The sequence below is a fragment of the Streptomyces sp. NPDC041814 genome, assembly GCF_055590565.1.
In genome coordinates, this window is the sequence record NZ_JBVJAM010000003.1 from 69599 (window position 1) to 91161 (window position 21563).

The 21563-nt window shown below is 73.0% G+C and carries 14 protein-coding genes; 2 read left to right on the forward strand and 12 right to left on the reverse strand.

All coding sequences use genetic code 11. From position 1 onward, the window contains the following. Positions 1-26 precede the first annotated feature (26 nt). A complete protein-coding gene (locus ACZ6C6_RS10025) occupies positions 27-2870 on the reverse strand; it encodes a putative bifunctional diguanylate cyclase/phosphodiesterase (RefSeq protein ID WP_469201029.1) in 2844 nt (947 codons plus the stop codon). Between the two features lie 293 nt (positions 2871-3163). After that, the gene (locus ACZ6C6_RS10030) at positions 3164-4126 is read right to left on the reverse strand and encodes a 2-hydroxyacid dehydrogenase (protein ID WP_469201033.1); all 963 of its coding nucleotides are present in this window, start codon (positions 4124-4126) and stop codon (positions 3164-3166) included. Between the two features lie 73 nt (positions 4127-4199). On the opposite strand from ACZ6C6_RS10030, the gene ACZ6C6_RS10035 reads away from it, so the two are divergent. Continuing rightward, positions 4200-5192 carry an aldo/keto reductase gene (locus ACZ6C6_RS10035; RefSeq protein WP_469201035.1) on the forward strand — a complete coding sequence of 331 codons (993 nt, stop codon included), beginning with the start codon at positions 4200-4202 and terminating at the stop codon, positions 5190-5192. 170 nt (positions 5193-5362) lie between these two features. Next, positions 5363-6544 (forward strand): PQQ-dependent sugar dehydrogenase, encoded by a 1182-nt coding sequence (locus ACZ6C6_RS10040; protein WP_469201825.1) that lies wholly within the window; start codon positions 5363-5365, stop codon positions 6542-6544. A 9-nt stretch (positions 6545-6553) separates the two neighbouring features. Here the strand turns inward: ACZ6C6_RS10040 and ACZ6C6_RS10045 are convergent, their stop codons facing one another. The 10 genes from ACZ6C6_RS10045 to ligA form a co-directional block, all read right to left on the reverse strand. Beyond that, positions 6554-9685 (reverse strand): helix-turn-helix transcriptional regulator, encoded by a 3132-nt coding sequence (locus tag ACZ6C6_RS10045; RefSeq protein ID WP_469201039.1) that lies wholly within the window; start codon positions 9683-9685, stop codon positions 6554-6556. Between the two features lie 76 nt (positions 9686-9761). Beyond that, the gene (locus ACZ6C6_RS10050; protein WP_469201041.1) at positions 9762-9938 is read right to left on the reverse strand and encodes a hypothetical protein; all 177 of its coding nucleotides are present in this window, start codon (positions 9936-9938) and stop codon (positions 9762-9764) included. Positions 9939-10144: 206 nt separating this feature from the next. Then, positions 10145-10732 (reverse strand): hypothetical protein, encoded by a 588-nt coding sequence (locus tag ACZ6C6_RS10055; RefSeq protein ID WP_469201043.1) that lies wholly within the window; start codon positions 10730-10732, stop codon positions 10145-10147. Positions 10733-10796: 64 nt separating this feature from the next. Beyond that, on the reverse strand, positions 10797-13010 hold the full coding sequence (locus ACZ6C6_RS10060) for an MMPL family transporter (RefSeq protein WP_469201045.1): 2214 nt from the start codon (positions 13008-13010) through the stop codon (positions 10797-10799). Positions 13011-13261: 251 nt separating this feature from the next. Next, complete coding sequence (gene gatB, locus ACZ6C6_RS10065; protein WP_073963824.1) at positions 13262-14770, reverse strand: Asp-tRNA(Asn)/Glu-tRNA(Gln) amidotransferase subunit GatB; 1509 nt, start codon at positions 14768-14770, stop codon at positions 13262-13264. Between the two features lie 15 nt (positions 14771-14785). Further along, positions 14786-15019 carry a hypothetical protein gene (locus tag ACZ6C6_RS10070; protein WP_469201827.1) on the reverse strand — a complete coding sequence of 78 codons (234 nt, stop codon included), beginning with the start codon at positions 15017-15019 and terminating at the stop codon, positions 14786-14788. Positions 15020-15027: 8 nt separating this feature from the next. Further along, positions 15028-16530, reverse strand: coding sequence for an Asp-tRNA(Asn)/Glu-tRNA(Gln) amidotransferase subunit GatA (gene gatA / locus ACZ6C6_RS10075; protein ID WP_469201049.1), 1503 nt, complete (start codon positions 16528-16530; stop codon positions 15028-15030). A 5-nt stretch (positions 16531-16535) separates the two neighbouring features. Further along, on the reverse strand, positions 16536-16832 hold the full coding sequence (gene gatC / locus ACZ6C6_RS10080) for an Asp-tRNA(Asn)/Glu-tRNA(Gln) amidotransferase subunit GatC (protein WP_018102521.1): 297 nt from the start codon (positions 16830-16832) through the stop codon (positions 16536-16538). An 83-nt stretch (positions 16833-16915) separates the two neighbouring features. Continuing rightward, the gene (locus ACZ6C6_RS10085; protein ID WP_469201053.1) at positions 16916-19090 is read right to left on the reverse strand and encodes a putative bifunctional diguanylate cyclase/phosphodiesterase; all 2175 of its coding nucleotides are present in this window, start codon (positions 19088-19090) and stop codon (positions 16916-16918) included. A 244-nt stretch (positions 19091-19334) separates the two neighbouring features. After that, a complete protein-coding gene (gene ligA, locus ACZ6C6_RS10090; RefSeq protein WP_469201055.1) occupies positions 19335-21539 on the reverse strand; it encodes an NAD-dependent DNA ligase LigA in 2205 nt (734 codons plus the stop codon). Between the last annotated feature and the right edge of the window lie 24 nt (positions 21540-21563).

The window sequence follows — 21563 nt, forward strand, 5'->3', positions numbered from 1 at the left end:
ACCCTCTCTCCGACGCACGCGGAGTGTCAAGTGGGTGGGACGGGTGTCTCACCATGTGAGCGACTGAGGGACGGGATCGCGCCGCCCGTGAGGACCTTCTGGGCGGGCACTCCGGCGGGCACCGGGAACGTCCCCCGGACCAGAGCGCGGCGCAGCCGGTACTCGTCCAGCGGCCCCGAGAAGGCGGCTCCCTGGCCGTGCGTACAGCCCATGGCGCGCAGGGCGAGGACCTGCTCCGGGACGTCCACGCCGTCGGCCACGGACTGCATGCCGAGGTCGCAGGCGATCCTGAGCAGCCCGCTGGTGATCTTGTGCAGCCGGGCCGACTCCACGACGCCCTCCACCAGGCCCCGGTCCAGCTTGAGCACGTCGATGGGGAGGCGGCGCAGGGCGTTGATCGCGGCGTAACCGCTGCCGAAGCCGTCGAGCGCGATCCGGACGCCCAGCCGGCGCAGCGCGGCCAGCCGCTGTTCCAGGTCCTCCAGGGAGACCCGGGGGTCGCTGTCCGCGACCTCGATCATGAGCGCCCCGGAGGGCAGCCCGTGCCGTGTGAGCAACGCCTCGACGGAGCCGCCCGGGAAGCCCCGGTCGAGCAGCCGGCGGGCCGGGAGGCGGACGGACACCGCGGTGCGGTGGCCCGCCCTGGCCCGGTCGGCGGCCTGCTCGACGGCCTCTTCGAGCAGCCAGCGGCCCAGCTCGGCGGTCCGGTCGCCGTCCTCGGAGATCCGCAGGAACTCGGCGGGCGTGAACAGGATGCCCTGGGCGGAGCGCCAGCGGGCCTGGGCGGCGACGGCGGCGACCCGGCCGGTGGCGAGGTGCACCACGGGCTGGTGGAGGAGCGCGAACTCGCCGTCGCGCAGGGCGCCGCGCAGCCGGGTGGCCAGCTCGGAGCGGCGGACCACGTCGGCCTGCATCTGCGGGGCGTACAGCTCGACGCGGTTCTTGCCGCCGGCCTTGGCTCGGTACATGGCGAGGTCGGCGTTGCGCATGAGGTCGTTGGGGGTGATGCCGGGCTCCGCGAAGGCGACGCCGATGGAGGCGGTGACGCGGACCTCGCCGTCGCCGACGCGGTACGGCTCGGAGAGCGTGAGGCGCAGCCGGTCGGCGATCTCGTGGACCTGGCACTCGCGGGCGTCCTGCTCGCGGCCGGCGTCCCCGACGATGAGGGCGGCGAACTCGTCGCCCCCGAGGCGGGCGGCGGTGTCCCCGGAGCGGACGGACTCGTGGAGCCGGCGGGCGGCCTGGACGAGCAGCTCGTCGCCCGCCTGGTGGCCGAGCCGGTCGTTGGCCGCCTTGAAGCCGTCCAGGTCGATGAAGAGGACGGCGGTGCCCGCGTCCCCGGCGCGGCGGCCGGAGAGCGCCTGGCGGACCCGGGCGGTGAACAGGGCCCGGTTGGGCAGGTCGGTGAGCGGGTCGTGCTCGGCGTTGTGCTGCAACTGGGCCTGGAGGCGGACGCGTTCGGTGACGTCCCGGCTGTTGAGGATCAGGCCGCCCTGGTGGCGGTTGACGGTGGACTCGACGTTGAGCCAGTCGCCGGAGCCGGACCGGAAGCGGCACTCGATGCGGGTGGCGGGCTCCTCGCCCGGCGGGGCGGCGAGGAAGCGGCGGACCTCGTGGACGACCCGGCCGAGGTCGTCGGGATGGATGATCGAGGCCAGCTCGGCGCCGACCAGCTCGTCCGCGTCGCGCCCGTAGACACCGGCGGCGGCGGGGCTGACGTAGCGCAGGACGCCGCTGGGGGCGGCGATCATGATGACGTCGCTGGAGCCCTGCACGAGGGAGCGGAAGTGGTTCTCCTTCTGGGCCAGTTCCTGGGTGAGGGCGATGTTGTCGAGGAGCATGATGCCCTGGCGGACGACGAGGGCGAGGACCACCGTGCACCCGGTGAGGACGACGACCCGGTCCACCCGGCGGCCCTCGATCACGTTGTACAGGATGCCCAGGGTGCAGACGGCCGCGGCGAGATACGGGGTCAGCGCGGCCAGTGAGCCGGCGATGGGGCGGCCGGCGGCGCCCGGGACGGCCGCGTCCGCACGCTCCTCCTCGGCCCGGACCGTGTTGTCCGCGTCGCGCGCGGCGCCCCAGGGGGCGTACGCGAGGAGCAGCGAGCCGGCGAACCAGCCGGCGTCGAGCAACTGGCCCGAGTGGTAGGTCTGGCGGAGCAGCGGCGAGGTGAACAGGGCGTCGCAGAGCACGGTCAGGGCGAGCGCGGCGATCGCGGTGTTCACCGCGGCGCGGTTGACGCTGGACCGCCGGAAGTGCAGGGCGAGGACCATCGAGACGAGCACGATGTCGAGCAGCGGGTAGGCGAGCGAGAGCGCGGCGCGGGCCACGCTGTCGCCCTCCATGTCGGCGACGTGCGCGGTGTGGGCGAGGGCGAGGCTCCAGGAGAGGGTGAGCAGCGAGCCGCCGATCAGCCAGGAGTCGAGGGCCAGGCATACCCAGCCGGCGCGGGTGACGGGCCGCTTGGCGAGGACGAGGAGCCCGACGATGGCGGGCGGCGCGAAGCAGAGGAAGAAGACGTCGGCGAGGGACGGGCTCGGGACCCGGACCGCGCGCACGCACTCGTACCAGCCCCAGACGGCGTTGCCCGCGCAGGCCATCAGCGAGGAGAGCGCGAACAGCAGCCAGGCCGGGCGGAATCTCGCATCGGCGACGCGGGCGAAGAGGAAGCAGGAGACGGCGGCGGCGAGGGCGGCGGCGCTGAGGCCGAAGTCCCCCATGAACAGGGCCACCTGGGCCGATCCCCAGCCGGTGGCCGCGCCCACCGCGTAACCGCCGCAGACGAGGCCGAGGACGAGCTGCGGGAGCAGCGCGGAGGTGCGGCCCGCCCCGGACTGCCGGGCGAGGAACGCTCCGCGGGTGCTCACCGGGGCGCTCACCGCGGCCCTCCCGAGGTCCCCGGGCGGCTGCGGCGCCGGCTCACCGGGCCCTCCGCGCGCCGTCTCCGGCCTTGCCGTGTCGGAACGTTCGCCCATCGGCCGTCCATCGCCCGTCGCCCCCTCGCGTGTGACTGGCTCCCCGGCGCCGTCCCTGCCACGGCGCGACACCCCTTTCGGGACGATACACCAGACTCGTCACTCAGGGACATAGTTCCTCTACTCTCCGTGACGACCTGCGGTGTTGTGGCCACGGAGGGGAACCGGACGTGCTCGTTGTGTGGTCAGCCGGTGGTGCGGACGACGTTGTCCAGCGGCTCCCCCGCGGCGTAGCGGGTGAGCTGTCCGGCGATCAGCCGCTTGGCGCGCGGCAGGAACGCGGAGGTGCTGCCGCCGACGTGCGGGGTGATGAGCACATGGGGAGCATGCCAGAGGGGATGGCCGGAAGGCAGCGGTTCCGGGTCGGTGACGTCCAGGGCGGCACGCAGCCTGCCGGACTCGAGTTCGGACAACAGGGCCTTGGTGTCGACCACTCCGCCCCGCGCGACGTTCACCAGAAGCGCCCCGTCGCGCATCGCGGCGAGGAACTCCGGGCCCACCAGCCCCTGCGTGGAGGGGTTCAGCGGAGTGGAGAGGATGACCACATCGGCCTCGGGCAGCAGGGCCGGGAGGTCGTCGAGTGTGTGTACGGGGCCGCGTGCGGTTGTCCGTGCCGAGCGCGCGACGCGTGCGACCCGCGCGCACTCGAACGGCGCGAGCCGGTCCTCGATGGCCGAGCCGATCGATCCGTACCCCACGATCAGCACGGACTTGTCGGCGAGCGCCGGGTAGAAGCCGGACCGCCACTCCTCGTTGTCCTGGCCGTGCACGAAGCCGGGGAACCCGCGCAGCGAGGCCAGCACCAGCGCGAGGGCCAGCTCGGCGGTGGACGCCTCGTGGACGCCCTTGGCGTTGCACACCCTGACGCCCGCGTGCAGTCCGGCGAGGCCCGGCTCGACGTGGTCGGTGCCCGCCGACAGCGTCTGCACGACCTGGACGCGGCTCATGGCAGCGAGCGGCCGGACGGCGACCTCCATGCCCTTCATGTAGGGCACGACGTAGTAGGCGCAGTCGGCGGGGTCGGCCGGGTAGTCCTTCCCGCCGTCCCAGAAGCGGTACGTCAGGCCCTCGGGAAGCCCCTCGATCTCGTCGGCCGGGAGGGGCAGCCAGACCTCGGGGGCGGGGGCGGAGTGCGTGGTGGAAGTCATGGTCAGGAGGCTATGCGAAGCCCTCCGGGACGCAGAGGTTAGGTTGGTCGACGGTGCGAGAGGGGTTCGGGAGTTGGAGCGAAGGAGTCTCGGTGCGGCGGCGCTCGCCGTGGGGGCGGTCGGTCTCGGCTGCATGCCGATGAGCTGGGCGTACAGCGCCTCGCAGCAGCGGGGCGACCGTGCGCTGCGGGCGGTCCACGCGGCGCTGGACGCGGGCGTCGATCTGCTCGACACCGCCGACATGTACGGCCCTTTCACCAATGAGCTGCTGGTGGGCCGGGCCCTCAAGGGGCGGCGCGCGCAGGCGTTCGTGTCCACCAAGTGCGGGCTCCTGGTGGGTGATCAGCACATCGTGGCCAACGGCAGGCCGGGTTACGTGAAAAGGGCCTGCGACGCCTCGCTGCGGCGGCTCCAGACCGATGTGATCGACCTCTACCAGCTCCACCGCGCCGACCCCGAGGTGCCCGTCGAGGAGACGTGGGGCGCGATGGCTGAGCTGGTCGGTGCGGGCAAGGTGCGGGCGCTGGGGCTGTGCGCGGTCGGTGCGCGGGCGTCGCGGCGGCCGGGCGCCCGGATGCACGACGGAACGATCCGGCAGCTGGAACGGGTGCAGCAGGTCTTCCCGGTCAGCGCGGTGCAGGCGGAGCTCTCGGTGTGGTCGCCGCAGGCGCTGGAGTCGCTGCTGCCGTGGTGCGCGGACCGGGGCGTGGGATTCCTGGCCGCTATGCCGCTGGGCAACGGTTTCCTGACGGGGACGCTGACGCCGGGCCAGGGGTTCGAGCCGGAGGACCTGCGGGCCCGGCACCCCCGGTTCACGGCCGAGATGATGGCGGCGAACCAGCCGTTGGTGGTGGGGCTGCGCCGGGTCGCCGAGCGGCACGGGGCGACGCCCGCGCAGGTGGCCCTGGCCTGGGTGCTGCACCAGGGGCCCCAGGTGGTGCCGGTGCCCGGCACCAAGCGGGCGGACTGGGCGGTGGAGAACGCGGGCGCGGCCGGGCTGGCCCTGACGGAACGCGACCTGGCGGAGATCGACCGGCTCCCGGCGCCGCGCGAGTCCTGGGACTAGACCTATGCCCTTCACCGGTCCGGAAAGCGCCCCGGTCCGCGTCCGCTCGGTGTAAGAACAGGGGACAGGCGGCCGTTGAAGGGACAGGTGCGGTGGTGGGATCGGTGCAGGGCTCCGAGGGGCGTCGGACGGGTCATGGCGGGGGCGGCCCGGGGGCGCGGCGGGGCGCGGTGGCCGTGCTGGCGGCCGGGGCCCTGCTGCTGGCCGCCGGGTGCAGCTCGCAGGAGGGCACGGGGAGGCCCGCGGGGGCGAGTTCACCGTCGCTCTCCCCCACCGCCTCGGCCGCCACGTCCCCCTCGCCGTCGCCGTCCGTCTCGCGCCCCCCGGCCGGCCGGCCCCCGGCCAAGGGCTCGGCGAAGGTGGTCTCGACACTCACCGAAGGCCTGAACTCCCCGTGGGGGCTGGCCGCGCTCCCCGGCGGCGACCTCCTGGTGGGCTCCCGGGACAAGGGCACGATCACCCGGATCGACGCGGAGACCGGGAAGAAGAAGCTCCTGGGCACGGTCCCCGGGGTCGCCCCGGCCGGCGAGGGCGGACTGCTCGGCCTCGCCGTGTCGCCGGACTTCGGCACGGACCATCAGGTGTACGCGTACTTCACCACCGCGTCGGACAACCGCATCGCCCGCATGATCTACGACGAGAACGGCTCGCCCGGCCAGTTGCTCGGCGCCCCGGACACCATCCTGCGCGGCATCCCCAAGGGCCAGATCCACAACGGCGGCCGGATCGCCTTCGGCCCCGACCGCGCGCTGTACGCGGGCACGGGCGAGACGGGCGACGACGACCGCGCCCAGGACCAGGACTCGCTGGCCGGCAAGATCCTGCGGATGACGCCCGACGGCGAGCCGCTGCACGGCAACCCGGAGGGCGACTCCGTGGTGTATTCGTACGGGCACCGCAATGTCCAGGGCCTCGCCTGGGACGCGGAGAAACGGCTGTGGGCCTCCGAGTTCGGCCAGGACACCTGGGACGAGCTGAACCTGATCGAGCCGGGCGGCAACTACGGCTGGCCGGACGTCGAGGGCACGGCGCGCCAGAAGGGCTACCACGACCCGGTCGCCCAGTGGAAGACCTCCGAGGCGTCACCGAGCGGCATCGCGTACGTCAAGGGCTCCATCTGGATGGCCGGGCTGCGGGGCGAACGGCTGTGGCGCATTCCGCTCTCCCGCGAGGACGGTGCCGCGAAGGAGCCACTGGCCGACCCGCAGGCGTTCCTGGAGGGCGAGTACGGCCGGCTGCGGACGGTGCTCGCGGCGGGCGGCGACAAGCTGTGGCTGGTCACGAGCGAGACGGACAGCCGGGGCACGCCGAAGCCGGGCGACGACAGGATCCTGCTCGTCCAGGTCCGGTGAGCCCTCGTCTCAGCGCTGCTCCGGCACCGGGTAGAGCCGCAGCCGGTGGGCCAGGGCCGCGGCCTCGCCCCGGCCGGCCACGCCCAGCTTGGCCAGGATGTTGGAGACGTGGACGCTCGCGGTCTTCGGCGAGATGTACAGCTCCTCGGCGATCCGGCGGTTGGTGAGGCCCGCCGCGACCAGTCGGTGGACGTCCTGCTCGCGCGGGGTCAGCCCGAAGGACTCCACCGCCGCCGCCGCGGACCGCAGTTGCTCCTCGGAGGGGTCCCGGGCGGGCCCGGACCCGTCCGGAACGACGACCGCGGCCGGGATCTCCTCGGCCTCGGCGCCCGCCCCGGCCAGGCTGATGCGGGCGCGGCCGGCCAGCAGCTCGACGGTCTCGGTGAGCGGGCGGGCCCCGAGCCGGACGGCGGTGCGGTGCGCGTCGCGCAGCAGGCCGGTGGCGGCGGCCCGGTCGCCGGAGGCGACGAGCAGGGCCTCCGCCCAGCGGTGGTGGATCTGCGCCAGCTCGTACGGGCGGTGCAGCGGGGTGAACGCCCGGGCGGCGCCCTCCCAGTGGTCCGGGGTGTCGACGCCCTCGGCCCTGGCCAGCTCCGCCTCGACCAGGAGGGCGTAGGCGGCCCAGACCGGGACGAGGACCGGCAGCCGCTTGAGGTGGCTCCGGACCAGGTCGAGGACGGCGGGGCGGCCCGGTTCGGTGGCGGGCAGGCCCCGGGCGTCGGCCTCGGCCGCCGCGACGGCGTACAGCATGGGGAAGGCGTAGCGCTGGGTGCCGGTGGGGAAGCCCTCGGCGGCCTGCGCCTCGAAGGCGGCGCGCGCCTCGGGCAGCCGGCCCTGCATCGCGGCGATCTGGATGGTGTGGCGTACCGGGTTGATGAAGTGCTGCGGCTGCGGGTCGCTGGAGCCGAAGCAGCGCCGGGTCAGGGCGAGTTGGCGTTCGGCCTCGGCCAGGTCACCCCGGACGACGGCGAGTTCGGTACGCCGGGAGGCGACGAGCCCCTGGGACTTGCGGGACAGCGACTTGCGGGCGGCGGCCTCCGTGGTGGCCACGGCCTCGTCCCAGCGGCCCAGCGAGAACAGCGACATGGCCTGGTTGGTACGGACCCACGCCTCCATGTCCGCGACGCCGTGCTCGTGGCAGATGCGGATGCCGTGGTCGGCGGCGGCCACCGCTTCAAGGGAGCGGCCCATGGCCTCCAGTGTGGAGGGCAGGTTGATGCTGGCCCGGCCCATGATGTCGATGAGGCCCAGCTCGTCGGCCCGGTCGCGCACGGCGTACATCTCGGCGATGCCCTCGTCCACGGCGCCCGCGTCCGCGTTGAGCCAGCCCCGGGTGAGCCGGGCGTGCAGCTCGATGTACTCGTCGCCGACGAGCTGGGCGTATTCCACGGCCCGTTCGGCGGCGGCCAGGGTCTCGGCGCCGGGGCGGTGCAGGGCGCCCCAGCCGGCCACCAGCATCAGGACGAACGCGTGCACCTTCGACGGGGGCAGTCCCCGGACCAGCCGCTCCGCGGTGGCCAGCTCCTCCCAGCCGTCGCCGCGCGTGAGGTCCTGGACCAGGCGGGAGCGCTGGACCCAGAACCAGGCGGCGCGCAGGGCGTCGTCCTCGCCCTCCAGGAGGCGCAGGGCCTTCTTGCAGAGGGTGAAGGCCCGTTCGCGCTCCCCGCCGAGGCGGGCGGCGACGGTGGCCTCGGCCATCAGGTCGAGGTAGGTCAGCGGGGTCGAGGCGTCCCGCCCGCAGGTCGGGTAGACCTCGGCGTAGTCGATGGGGCGCAGGGTGCGGCGGACGTCCTCGGGGGCGTCGTCCCACAGCTCCAGGGCCCGTTCGAGCAGGCGCAGTTGCTCGGCGTAGGCATTGCGGCGGCGGGCCCGGACGGATGCCTTCAGGACGGCGGGCAGGGCCTTGGCCGCATCGTGCGCGCCGTACCAGTAGCTGGCCAGGCGGGTCGCGCGTTCGTCGTCGCGGACCAGGGCGGGGTCGGCCTCCAGCGCCTGTGCGTAGCGGCGGTTGAGGCGGGAGCGCTCGCCGGGGAGCAGGTCGTCGCTGACGGCCTCGCGGACCAGGGAGTGGCGGAATCGGTAGCCGTCGCCGTCCGGGGTGGTCAGGAGCAGGTTGGCGCCGACGGCGGTGCGCAGCGCCGCGATGAGGTCGTCCTCGCCGAGTCCGGCGACGGCGGCGAGCAGTTCGTACTCGACGGCGGAGCCGCCCTCGGCGACGATCCGGGCGACCTTCTGGGCATCGGCGGACAGGGCCTCGACCCGGACGAGGAGGAGGTCGCGGAGCGATTCGGGCAGGCCGTCGCCGTCCCCGTCGCCGCACTCCAGGATGCAGGCCAGCTCCTCGACGAAGAAGGCGTTGCCGTCGGAGCGCTCGAATATCTCGTCCACCAGGGCGGGGTCGGGGGTGTCCGCGAGGATGCCGGCGAGCTGGCGGCGGACCTCGGACCGGGTGAACCGGGAGAGTTCGATGCGGCGGACGGTGCGCAGCCGGTCGATCTCCGCGAGGAGGGGGCGCAGGGGGTGGCGGCGGTGGATGTCGTCGGCGCGGTAGGTGCCGACGACGACCAGGCGGCCGCTGCGCAGGGTGCGAAAGAGGTAGGCGAGGAGGTGGCGGGTCGAGGAGTCCGCCCAGTGCAGGTCCTCCAGGACGAGCACGACGGTCCGGTCGGCCGAGATGCGCTCCAGGAGCCGGACGGTCAGTTCGAAGAGGCGGGCGGTGCCGAGCTCGTCGTTGCCGTCGTGGCCGGTCTCGCCGAGCTCGGGGAGCAGCCGGGCCAGTTCGCCCTCCTGGCCGGCGCAGGCGGCGGCCATCTCGTCGGGCAGGGCGCGGCGCAGGGCGCGCAGGGCGGTGGAGAAGGGGGCGTACGGCAGGCCGTCGGCGCCGATCTCGACGCAGCCGCCGACGGCGACGACGGCGTCACGGCGGGCGGCGAGGGCGAGGAATTCCTCGACGAGGCGGGTCTTGCCGACTCCGGCCTCACCGCCGATGAGCAGGGCCTGCGGGGCGCCGCAGAACCCTCCGGCGGCGGCGCCGGAGGGTTCGTTGGCGGCGCGGGTGAGCGCGCCGGTGAGCGAGTTGAGTTCGCCGGTGCGGCCGACGAAGACGGGGCTGACTGACCTGGTCTCCACGGGGGCGAGCATCGCACACGGGTCCGACAGCGCGGACGGAATAAGCCGTGGGCCGAGAGGCCCCGGGCCCCGGTCCACCGCCGCCGCCCTACGCGGCGTGCGTGAACCGGTCGCGTAGGCCGCTGGTACTCACCGTCCTTCCGGACTCCTTGCGGAGGGTCCGGCGGGCGCGGCGGGCCCGGGTCGCCTCGCCGGCGAGGCGCTGGAGGTCGGCGCGGCGCAGGAGTTCGGCGTGCATGGCCTTGTGGAGTTCGTACTCGAACATGGGATGTCCCCCTGGGGTGAAGGCCCTTCCGGGCCTCGGTGGCGGCAGTTCCTCTGCCGTGCCACCACTCTCGTCCCCCAGGGGGGTGCGCCGCATCGGGCGTGTTCCGCATCTGTGGCGTACGGGGGCCTTAGGTCCGGGGCCGTAGCACCGCCCAGGGCCCTCGGGTCCACCCGGACATGCCTTAGGCGAGGGGTCCGGGCGTCCTATCCGGCCGCCGCGGTGGGCAGGGCGACGATGAGGTCGAAGTACATGGCCAGGGAGATCAGCACGCCGAGGGTGCCGAGGGCGATGCCGCCCCGGGCGACCGCCCGGACCCAGCCGGCCTGCGGCTGCCGGGCGGGGGCGCCGAACGCGGGCCGGACCAGGACGTAGGTGCCGACCAGCAGGGCGAGGAGGCCGAAAAGGCCGTTGACGAGGGCGGTGGAGTGCCAGGCGTCGCCGTAGATCTCGTTGATCTGCTGGGCGGCGGTGCCGCCGGACGAGGTCTTGATCTGCCCGATCAGGGTCTCGCGCTCGGCGGCGACCCGGCCGCTCCAGGCGCCGGTGAGGCCGACGACGCCGAGTCCGGCGGAGACGACGGCCGCGGAGGCGGCGGCGAGCCGCCCGGAGGTCTCCTCGTCGGTGTCGTCACCGGCCTCGTCGGTGTCTTCCGCTTCGGTCACGTCCCCCGGGCCCGTCTCGTCCTGGTCGCGCTGTTCCGGGTGCTCCGCCGTGACGCGGTCGGTCTTCCCGGTCGTCTCGTCGGTCGTCTTCTCGCCGTCTGCGACGGCTTCGGGCGTGGTGGGGTTCATGCGGCGCACGCTAGGTGCCGCAGATGAGAGGCCCCTTAACGCCTCCGGTCGCGCCGGCGGGCGGTCAGTGGACGCGCTCGGCCGGCTCGTCCTCGTACGTCCGCACCCCCGGCATGGGCACCCGCGCCACGGGGCGGTCCGGCGGTTCGATGCTGAGGCGGGGCAGGCGGCGCTCCAGCCAGCCGGGGAGCCACCAGTTGGCGCCGCCCAGCAGGTGCATGAGGGCCGGGACGAGGAGGGTGCGCAGCACGAAGGCGTCCAGGGCGACGGCCGCCGCGAGGGCGATGCCGAACATCGCGATGACGCGGTCGCCGCTGAGGACGAAGGCGAGGAAGACCGAGATCATGATCACAGCGGCCGAGTTGATGACCCGGCTGGTCTCGGCGAGGCCCACCCGGACCGCGCGCCGGTTGTCGCGGGTCTCCAGCCACTCCTCGTACATCCGGCCGACCAGGAAGACCTGGTAGTCCATGGAGAGGCCGAAGAGCACGGAGACCATGATCACCGGGAGGAAGGGTTCGATGGGGCCCGGGCTGCCGAGGCCCAGCAGCTCGCTGCCCCAGCCCCACTGGAAGATCGTGACGACGACGCCGAACGACGAGGCGACCGCCGCGACGTTCATCGCCGCAGCCTTCAGCGGGATGCCGACGGACCGGAAGGCCAGCAGCAGGAGCAGGCAGCCGAGTCCTATGACGACGCCGATGAACAGCGGCAGCTTGCCGATGATGATCTGCGCGAAGTCGTCGTAGCTGGCGGTCACCCCGCCGACATGGGTCTCCAGCGAGGTGTTGTCGGCCGCCTTCGGCAGCACGTCCGTGCGCAGCCGTTCCACGAGGTCGCTGGTCGCGCGGGACTGCGGGGAGGAGTCGGGGACGACGGTGACGTACGCGGTGTCGCCTGCGGCGTTGTACGTCACCGGGTGGGCCCACGCCACTCCGTCGACCGTGCGCAGGGTGGCGGGCAGGGCGTCCATCGCGAGCCGGTCGTCGGCGCCGTCGAGGTGCGCGGCGACGGTGAGCGGTCCGTTGACGCCGGGGCCGAAGCCGTCGGCGAGCAGGTCGTACGCCTGCCGGGTGGTGGCGGACGCCGCGTTGTTGCCCTGGTCGGAGCTGCCCAGGTGGAGCGAGAAGGTGGGCAGCGCGAGGACCAGCATCACCACGGCGGCCACGGCGCCCAGGAGCTTGGGGTGCCGCTCCACGAAGGCGGACCAGCGGGCGGCGAAACCGGTGGGCGGCTCGGGCTGCGGCCCGTGCGCGGCCAGCCGGGCCCGTTCGCGCCGGCTGAGCGCCCGCAGTCCGATGAGCGAGAGGAGGGCCGGCAGCAGGGTGACCGAAGCGGCCACGGTCAGGACGACGGTGAGCGAGGCGGCGATGGCCACGCCGTTGAGGAAGCTCAGCCGGAGGATCAGCATGCCGAGGAGCGCGATGCAGACGGTGGCCCCGGCGAAGACCACGGCCCGCCCGGTCGTCGCCACCGCGTGCTGCGCGGCCTCGGGAACGGTCATGCCGCGCCGCAGCCCTCTGCGGTGCCGGGTGACGATGAACAGGGCGTAGTCGATGCCCACCCCGAGCCCTACCAGCATGCCGAGCATGGGCGCGAAGTCGGCGACGGTCATGAGGTGTCCGAGGAGCACGATGCCCGCGTACGCCGTGCCGACCGAGACGAGGGCCGTGGCGATGGGCAGCAGGCTCGCGGCGAGGGAGCCGAAGGCGAGGAAGAGCACGACGGCCGCGACGGCGACCCCGATGGCCTCGCTGAGATGCGCGGCGGGCGCCTCGGTGAGCCCGACGGCCTGGCCGCCCAGCTCCACGCGCAGATGCGGGCTCTCGGCCGCCTCGGCGGTGTCCACGACCGCCTGGACCTGGGCCACGGGCACGTCGTCGGCGCGCTTGTCGAAGGTGACGGTGGCGTACGCGGTGTGCCCGTCGGTGCTGATCTGCGCGGCGCCGGTCTCCGTGTACGGGCTGTCGACCGCCCCGACCCCGGGCAGCCGCTCCACGGCGTGCAGGGTGCGGGTCATCTTCTGCTCGACGTCGGTGGCCCGGACCGTGGAGTCCGCGGTGTGCCAGACGATGGTGTCGGTGTCCCCGCCGAGATCGGTGAACCCGCTCTTCAGCAGCTCCGCGGCCCGTCCGGACTCGGTGCCCGGTGCCTCGTAGTCGTTGGTGTACGCGGACCCCGCGAACGCCGCGGCGGCGGCCGTGCCGCCGAGGGCGAGCAGCCAGATCAGGACGGCGATGAGGCGGTGCGTGACGCACCAGCGAGCGATGGCAGCCAAGGGGACGTGCTCCCTGCGGGTTCGTGGTCTCCCGGAACCGGCGGAAGCCGCCCGCGGGGGAACGCATGACCTGAGAACGGCCACTCTCGCAGCCATTCGAGATCATTTGCCCCATTCGTGGGGAGGGTCACAGCGGGCGCATCCCCTTATGAGCGACATCGGCTGTCCACCTGGAGGAGCCGGGTACGACGAAGGGCGGTGTGCCCGGTTCCCACCGGCCACACCGCCCCATTCGGCGCTGGCTGGGCGCGTCAGCCCTCGACGCCCAGCTTCTCCAGGATCAGCTCGCGGACGCGGGCCGCGTCCGCCTGGCCCCGGGTCGCCTTCATGACCGCGCCGACCAGGGCGCCGGCCGCCGCGACCTTGCCGCCGCGGATCTTGTCCGCGATGGCGGCGTTGCCCGCGATGGCCTCGTCCACGGCGGTGGACAGCGCGCCCTCGTCGGAGACGACCTTGAGGCCGCGCTTCTCGACCACGGTGTCCGGGTCGCCCTCGCCGGCGAGCACGCCCTCCAGGACCTGGCGGGCGAGCTTGTCGTTGAGGTCGCCCGCGGCGACGAGCTCGGCGACCCGGGCGACCTGCGCCGGGGTGACGGGGAGCTCGTCCAGGCCGCGGCCGGTCTCGTTGGCGTTGCGGGCCAGCTCGCCCATCCACCACTTCCGGGCCTGGTCCGCGGGGGCGCCCGCCTCGATCGTGGCGACGATCAGGTCGACCGCGCCCGCGTTGAGGATGGACTGCATGTCGTGCTCGGAGACGCCCCACTCCTCCTTGAGCCGGGCGCGGCGGACGCGCGGCAGCTCGGGCAGGCCCTTCCGCAGCTCCTCGACCCACTCGCGGGCCGGGGCGACCGGTACGAGGTCGGGCTCGGGGAAGTAGCGGTAGTCCTCGGCGTTGTCCTTGATGCGGCCGGCCGTGGTGGAGCCGTCCTCCTCGTGGAAGTGCCGGGTCTCCTGAACGATCGTCCCGCCGGAGTTCAGCACCGCGGCGTGGCGCTGGATCTCGAAGCGGGCGGCGCGCTCGACGGAACGCAGCGAGTTCACGTTCTTCGTCTCGGAGCGCGTACCGAAGGTCTCGGTGCCGTTCGGGCGCAGCGACAGGTTGACGTCGCAGCGCATCTGGCCCATCTCCATGCGGGCCTCGGAGACGCCGAGCGCCTTGATGAGCTCGCGCAGCTCGGCGACGTACGCCCGGGCGACCTCGGGGGCCCGCGCGCCCGCCCCCTCGATCGGCTTGGTGACGATCTCGATGAGCGGGATGCCCGCGCGGTTGTAGTCGAGCAGGGAGTGGGACGCGCCGTGGATACGGCCGGTGGCGCCGCCGACGTGCGTCGACTTGCCGGTGTCCTCCTCCATGTGGGCGCGTTCGATCTGCACCCGGAAGACCTCGCCGTCCTCCAGCTGGACGTCCAGATAGCCGTTGAAGGCGATCGGCTCGTCGTACTGGGAGGTCTGGAAGTTCTTCGGCATGTCCGGATAGAAGTAGTTCTTCCGGGCGAAGCGGCACCACTCGGCGATCTCGCAGTTCAGCGCGAGGCCGATCTTGATCGCGGACTCCACGCCGATCTCGTTGACGACCGGCAGCGCGCCGGGCAGCCCGAGGCAGACCGGGCAGGTCTGCGTGTTGGCGTCCTGCCCCAGCTCGGTGGAGCAGCCGCAGAACATCTTCGTCTTGGTGCCGAGCTCCACATGGACCTCAAGGCCCATGACGGGGTCGTACGTCGCGAGGGCGTCCTCGTACGACTCCAGGTCGATGACAGTCACGGAAAACTTTCCCTCTCAGCCCAGCAGTACGTCGTCGTCGCCGAGACGCTTCAGTTCGCGATAGAGGATCGCGAGGCCGGTCACGATCGCCGCGGCGGACACGGCGGCATCGATGAGGCGCAGCGTGTCGTTGTCCGAGCGGGCCAGCTTCGCCTGCTTGACGACGCTGAGCGCGCCGAAGGCGGTGGTGCCCATCGACACATACAGCCCGGTCTTCGACTTCTTGAAGTTCTTGGCCTTCTTGGTCATGGCGGCGCTCATAGCGAAGGAGCCTCCTCGATCAGCGGGTGTCCCCACTTTTCCACGAAAGCGGCCTCGACGGCGGCTCCGACCTTGTACAGCCGGTCGTCCTGCATCGCGGGGGCGATGATCTGCAGCCCGACGGGCAGGCCGTCCTCGGGGGCCAGGCCGCAGGGCAGCGACATGGCGGCGTTGCCGGCGAGGTTGGTCGGGATGGTGCACAGGTCGGCCAGGTACATCGCCATCGGGTCGTCGGCGCGCTCGCCGATCGGGAAGGCGGTGGTGGGCGTGGTCGGCGAGACGATCACGTCGACCTCTTCGAACGCCTGCTCGAACTCGCGCGTGATCAGCGTACGGACCTTCTGCGCGGAGCCGTAGTACGCGTCGTAGTAGCCGGAGCTGAGCGCGTACGTGCCGAGGATGATGCGGCGCTTGACCTCGTCGCCGAAGCCGGCCTCACGGGTGAGCGCGGTGACGTCCTCGGCGGACTTCGTGCCGTCGTCCCCGACGCGCAGGCCGTAGCGCATGGCGTCGAACCGGGCGAGGTTCGAGGAGCACTCGGACGGCGCGATCAGGTAGTACGCCGAGAGCGCCAGGTCGAACGTCGGGCAGTCCAGCTCCACGACCGTGGCGCCGAGCGACTTCAGCAGCTCGACCGACTCGTTGAAGCGCTGGACGACACCGGCCTGGTAGCCCTCGCCGGAGAACTGCTTGACGACGCCGACGCGCATGCCCCGCACGGAGCCGTTGCGCGCGGCCTCCACGACCGGCGGCACCGGCGCGTCGATCGACGTCGAGTCCATCGGGTCGTGCCCGGCGATCGCCTCGTGCAGCAGGGCCGCGTCCAGGACCGTACGGGCGCAGGGGCCGCCCTGGTCGAGGGAGGACGAGAAGGCGACCATGCCGTAGCGGGAGACCCCGCCGTAGGTGGGCTTGACGCCGACCGTGCCGGTGACGGCGGCGGGCTGGCGGATGGAGCCGCCGGTGTCCGTGCCGATGGCGAGCGGGGCCTCGTACGCGGCGAGGGCGGCGGAGGAACCGCCGCCGGAGCCGCCCGGGATGCGGGTGAGGTCCCAGGGGTTGCCGGTCGGGCCGTAGGCGCTGTTCTCGGTGGAGGACCCCATGGCGAACTCGTCCATGTTGGTCTTGCCGAGGATGACGACGTCGGCGGCCTTCAGCTTCCGCGTGAGGGTCGCGTCGTACGGCGGGACCCAGCCCTCAAGGATCTTCGAGCCGACCGTGGTCGGCATGTCCTTCGTGGTGAAGATGTCCTTGAGCGCGAGCGGGACGCCGGCCAGCGGGCCCAGCTTCTCGCCGGCCGCCTTCTTGGCGTCCACGGCGCGGGCCTGGGCGAGCGCGCCCTCGCGGTCGACGTGCAGGAAGGCGTGCACCTTCTCGTCCACGGCGTCGATCCGCGCGAGGTGGGCCTCGGTGACCTGGACGGCGGTGAGTTCGCCGGAGGCGATCTTCGCGGCGATCTCGGCCGCGGTGAGCTTGATGATGCTGCTGATGTCCGTCATGGCAGTCAGTCCTCCCCCAGGATCTGCGGCACCTTGAAACGCTGCTGCTCCTGGGCCGGGGCGCCGGAGAGCGCCTGCTCGGGGGTGAGAGACGGACGGACGACGTCCGCCCGCATGACGTTCGTCAGCGGCAGCGGGTGGGAGGTCGGCGGTACGTCTTGGTCGGCGACCTCGGAGACGCGGGCGACCGCGCCGATGATGTCGTCGAGCTGTCCGGCGAAGTGATCGAGCTCTTCGCCCTTCAGCTCCAGACGCGCCAGCCGGGCGAGGTGGGCGACCTCCTCGCGCGTGATGCCAGGCATGCAGCGATCCTCAGGGGTTGGTGTGTGGTTTGCCGTCGGCCCCCAATCCTATGGGGTCGGCCATCCACCTGAGGACACGGTTTCTACGTCGTCGCCGGGCGCGGGCCCGTCGGGCGGCCCGAGGGGCGCTGTTCCAGCTCGGGCGCCGGGGTCGCGGGCGTCGCGGCGGCGGCCGGGGCCGACGCCCCCGCCCCCGCGGCCAGCTCCGCCGGGCGGCGCCAGCCGTGCTCGCCCCGGGCCCGCAGCCAGGCGGTGGTCTCCTGCGGCGGCATCGCGGCGGCCACCAGCCAGCCCTGGACCGCGTCGCACCGCAGGTCGCGCAACCGCTCCCAGGTCTCGTCGTCCTCGACGCCCTCGGCCACGACGAGCAGGCCGAGCGAGTGGGCCAGGTCGATGGTGCAGCGGACGATCTCGGCGTCCTCGTGGTCGATGGCGAGCCGGGCCACGAAGGAGCGGTCGATCTTCAGCTCGCTGACCGGCAGCCGGCGCAGGTGGACCAGCGAGGAATACCCGGTGCCGAAGTCGTCCAGGGACATCTTCACGCCGTGCCCGGTCAGCCCGGCGAGCGTGTCCGCCGCCCGCTGCGGGTCCTCCAGCAGGACGTGTTCCGTTATCTCCAGCTGGAGCGCGCCCGCCGGGACGCCGTGCCGGGCGAGCCGGGCCGCGACGCCGCCGGCGAACCCGGGGGTGTGCACATCGCGCGGCGACACGTTGACGGCGACCGGGACGAAGAGGCCCTGGGCCCGCCAGCGGGCGACCTGGGCGAGCGCCGTCTCCAGGACGTACTCGGTGAGGTGCGGCATCAGCCCGGAGGACTCCGCGATGGCGATGAACTCGTCCGGGGGCACGCGTCCGCGCTCCGGGTGCACCCAGCGCACCAGCGCCTCCAGCCCGGCGACCTGGCCGTCGAAGCGGACCTTGGGCTGGTAGTGGAGTTCCACCTCGCCCGCGTCCAGCGCGCGCCGCAGGTCGCCGAGGAGGCCGAGCCGGTCCGGGGTGTTGCTGTCGCGCTTGGACTCGTACACCTCCACGCCGGTGCGGTCCCGCTTGGCCTGGTACATCGCCACGTCGGCGCGGCGCAGCAGGCCCTCCGCGTCCACCGCGTGGTCCGGGAAGACGGCGACACCGGCGCTGGCCTCCAGGACCAGGGTCAGCCCGTCCAGGTCCAGCGGGGACGACAGCTCGGCGACCAGGTGGCGGGCGACGCGCTGGGCACTGGTGGTGGAGTCGGCGGCGGGGAGCAGGACCGCGAACTCGTCGCCGCCGAGCCGGGCCGCCTCCGCGCCGCGCGGCAGGGCGAGCCGGAGCCGTTCCGCGATCTGGAGCAGCAGCCGGTCCCCGGCCAGGTGGCCGAGGGTGTCGTTGACGGCCCGGAAGCGGTCGAGGTCGATGAGGACCAGGGCGGCCCGGCTGCCGACGCCCTCCGCCTCCTCCAGCGCGGACCAGGTCCGCTCCAGCAGCCACTGGCGGTTGGGCAGCCCGGTCAGCGGGTCCTTCAGCTGCTCCTCCGCCCGGGCGCGGGCGATCCACAGCGTGGAGTCGAGCGCGATCAGCGGCACCGCGAAGAGGGGCAGCAGGACCGGCCGGGCCATCGCGACGACGCAGATCAGCGGGGCGATGCCGAGCAGGGCGACCGCGACGAGGCCCTGGCGGAGCATCGCGGTGCGGGCGACGGTGGGCAGGCCGCCGCCGGGCTGGGCCCGCGAATACCACAGCAGGACCCGGGTGACGAGCAGATAGGTGGAGGCGGCGAGCAGGACTTCCGGAACGGCGCCGATCCCCCAGTCGAGTGGCCGCCACGGCGCCTCGACGGACTGCACCTCGCCGAACGCGGCGAGCACCAGGGCCGCCGCCCCGACCCCGAGGATGTCCACGGCGCCGTGCAGCAGCCCCTGCCACCAGCGGTGTCTGCGGGCGACGCCGACCAGGACGACCACGACGAGACTGACCAGTCCGGCGGGCACCCAGCCGTACAGGAGCAGGACGGCCAGGGTGAGGGCGGCGCCGGAGCCGGTGCCGCCCCACCAGCGGTCCCGGCCGAGTGCGACGAGGTGGCCGACGACGATGCCGGTGAGGACGGCCAGCGACCAGCCGGCCCGGCCGTCCGGGAAGAGGGCGCGTCCCTCGCCGAGGGCCCGGGAGAATCCCGTCGCGAGCTGGACCGTGGCGAGGCCCACCACGACGGCGCCCACTTTGGGCGCTGGTCCCACGAAACCTTGCAGCCGCGCCACCGGTGCGGCGCTCTCGGTCGGTTTCATTCCGTCCCTCTCACAGCCGGCGATGCCGATGTCACCCGATGAATGCGTGCCGTGCCACGACGCACCCCGGCCCCGCCCGGTGGCCAGGTTCGAGGGCGTGTCTGACCACAGTAGGCCGCGGAGGGCTGCTACGGGCAGCGGTCTACCGCTCTTGCCCGAATGCGAACCGACTGTCCGTCAGCATCTGATAGGGGATGCCCCCTGGGCGCCGTTCGGGTGACGCCGACGACGCGTCGGCGGGCGCTCACTCTCCGGGTGTCCCTCCCCCGCCCTCCGCCGGGACCGCCGCCTCGCGGGCCGCGTCCGGGCCCTCGTCGAGGAGGACGGCGAAGCCGGCCTCGTCCAGGACGGGGACCTTCAGCTGGACCGCTTTGTCGTACTTGGATCCCGGGTTGTCACCGACGACGACGAAGGCGGTCTTCTTGGAAACGGAACCGGTGACCTTCGCTCCCCGGCTCTGCAGGGCCTCTTTCGCGCCATCCCTGGTGTGCCCGGTCAGGGTGCCCGTGACGACGACGGTGAGCCCTTCGAGGGGGCGGGGGCCCTCGTCCTCTCCGGCGCCCTCGTCCTCCATCCGGACGCCGGCCTCGCGCCACTTGCGCAGGATCTCGCGGTGCCAGTCCTCGGCGAACCACTGCTTGACCGAGGCCGCGATGATGGGCCCGACGCCGTCGGCGTCGGCCAGCTCCTGTTCGGTGGCCTCCTCGATGCGGTCGATGGACCGGAACTGGCGGGCAAGCTCCCGGGCCGCGACCGGGCCGACGTGGCGGATGGAGAGGCCGGTGAGGATCCGGGCCAGCGGGGCCTCCTTGGCCGCCGCGATGGCGTCGAGCATCGCGAGGGCGTTCTTCTTGGGCTCGCCCTGCTGGTTGGCGAAGACCCGGGCGATCTTCTCCTCGCCGGTCTTCGGGTCGCGCTTGGGCAGCCCGCTGTCCGGGTCGAGGACGTAGGCCCGGATCGGCAGCAGCTCGTCCACGGTGAGCCCGAAGAGGTCGCCCTCGTCGCGCAGCGGCGGTTCGGCGGGCTCCAGCGGCGCGGTCAGCGCGGCGGCGACGACGTAACCGAAGTGGTCGATGTCGAGGCACTTGCGGCCGGCGAGATAGGAGACGCGCTCGCGCAGCTGGGCGGGGCAGGAGCGGGCGTTGGGGCAGCGAACGTCGACGTCCGCCTCCTTCATGGGCTTCAGTTCCGTGCCGCACTCGGGGCAGTGGTCCGGCATGACGAACGCCCGCTCGGTGCCGTCGCGGAGGTCCACGACGGGGCCGAGGATCTCCGGGATCACGTCCCCGGCCTTGCGGAGCACCACCGTGTCGCCGATCAGGACGCCCTTCGCCTTGACCACGTTCTGGTTGTGCAGGGTGGCGAACTCGACCTCGGAACCGGCCACCACGACCGGCTCGACCTGGGCGTACGGGGTGACGCGGCCGGTGCGGCCGACGCCGACGCGGATGTTGACCAGCTTGGTGTTGACCTCCTCCGGCGCGTACTTCCAGGCGATGGCCCAGCGCGGGGCGCGGGAGGTGGAGCCCAGCCGCCCCTGGAGCGGGATCTCGTCCAGCTTGACGACGACGCCGTCGATCTCGTGCTCCACCGAGTGCCGGTGCTCGCCGAAGTACGCGATGAACTCCCGTACGCCTTCGAGGGAGTCGACCACCTTGTTGTACTTGGCGGTGGGCAGGCCCCACTCGCGCAGCAGTTCGTAGGCGTGCGAGAGGCAGTCGATGTCGAAGCCCTCGCGGGCGCCGATGCCGTGGACCACCATGTGCAGCGGGCGCGTCGCGGTGACCTTCGGGTCCTTCTGGCGCAGTGAACCGGCCGCCGCGTTACGGGGATTGGCGAAGGGCTTGTCGTCGGCCTCCACCAGCCGGGCGTTCAGCTCCTCGAATCCCTCCATCGGGAAGAAGACCTCGCCGCGCACCTCGACCAGCGGCGGGACGCGGTCGCCCCTGAGCCGGTGCGGGATGTCCGCGATGGTGCGGACGTTGGGCGTGATGTCCTCGCCGGTGCGGCCGTCGCCCCGGGTCGCGGCGCGGGTCAGCACGCCGTGCTCGTACGTGAGGTTGACGGCGAGGCCGTCGATCTTCAGCTCGCACAGGAAGTGGTAGCCGGGCGCGCCGACGTCCCGGGCGACGCGCTCGCCCCAGGCGGCCAGCTCCTCGTCGTCGAAGGCGTTGTCCAGGGACAGCATCGGTTCGCGGTGCTCGACCGACGTGAACTCCGTGCGGTAAGGACCGGCGACCTTCTGGGTCGGCGAGTCCGGGGTGCGCAGCGGGGGGTGGGCCTCCTCCAGGGCCTCCAGCTCGCGCATCAGCCGGTCGAACTCGGCGTCGCTGACGACCGGCTGGTCGTTCACGTAATACCGGAAGCGGTGCTCCTCGATCTGCTCCGCGAGGAGCTTGTGCCTCTCCTGCGCCTCTGCTGGCACCGCCGTCTGCTCTTCGCCGGCCATCGTCCCGTCCTCCCGTTACCCAGC

Bases quoted from the DNA above. Each gene is read 5' to 3' on its own strand.
- gatA (WP_469201049.1), bottom strand. From the start codon at position 16,530: ATGACGGACATCAGCAGCATCATCAAGCTCACCGCGGCCGAGATCGCC.
- ACZ6C6_RS10050 (WP_469201041.1), bottom strand. From the start codon at position 9,938: ATGTTCGAGTACGAACTCCACAAGGCCATGCACGCCGAACTCCTGCGC.
- ligA (WP_469201055.1), bottom strand. From the start codon at position 21,539: ATGGCCGGCGAAGAGCAGACGGCGGTGCCAGCAGAGGCGCAGGAGAGG.
- ACZ6C6_RS10030 (WP_469201033.1), bottom strand. From the start codon at position 4,126: ATGACTTCCACCACGCACTCCGCCCCCGCCCCCGAGGTCTGGCTGCCC.
- gatC (WP_018102521.1), bottom strand. From the start codon at position 16,832: ATGCCTGGCATCACGCGCGAGGAGGTCGCCCACCTCGCCCGGCTGGCG.
- ACZ6C6_RS10045 (WP_469201039.1), bottom strand. From the start codon at position 9,685: ATGCTCGCCCCCGTGGAGACCAGGTCAGTCAGCCCCGTCTTCGTCGGC.
- ACZ6C6_RS10085 (WP_469201053.1), bottom strand. From the start codon at position 19,090: ATGAAACCGACCGAGAGCGCCGCACCGGTGGCGCGGCTGCAAGGTTTC.
- ACZ6C6_RS10070 (WP_469201827.1), bottom strand. From the start codon at position 15,019: ATGACCAAGAAGGCCAAGAACTTCAAGAAGTCGAAGACCGGGCTGTAT.
- ACZ6C6_RS10055 (WP_469201043.1), bottom strand. From the start codon at position 10,732: ATGAACCCCACCACGCCCGAAGCCGTCGCAGACGGCGAGAAGACGACC.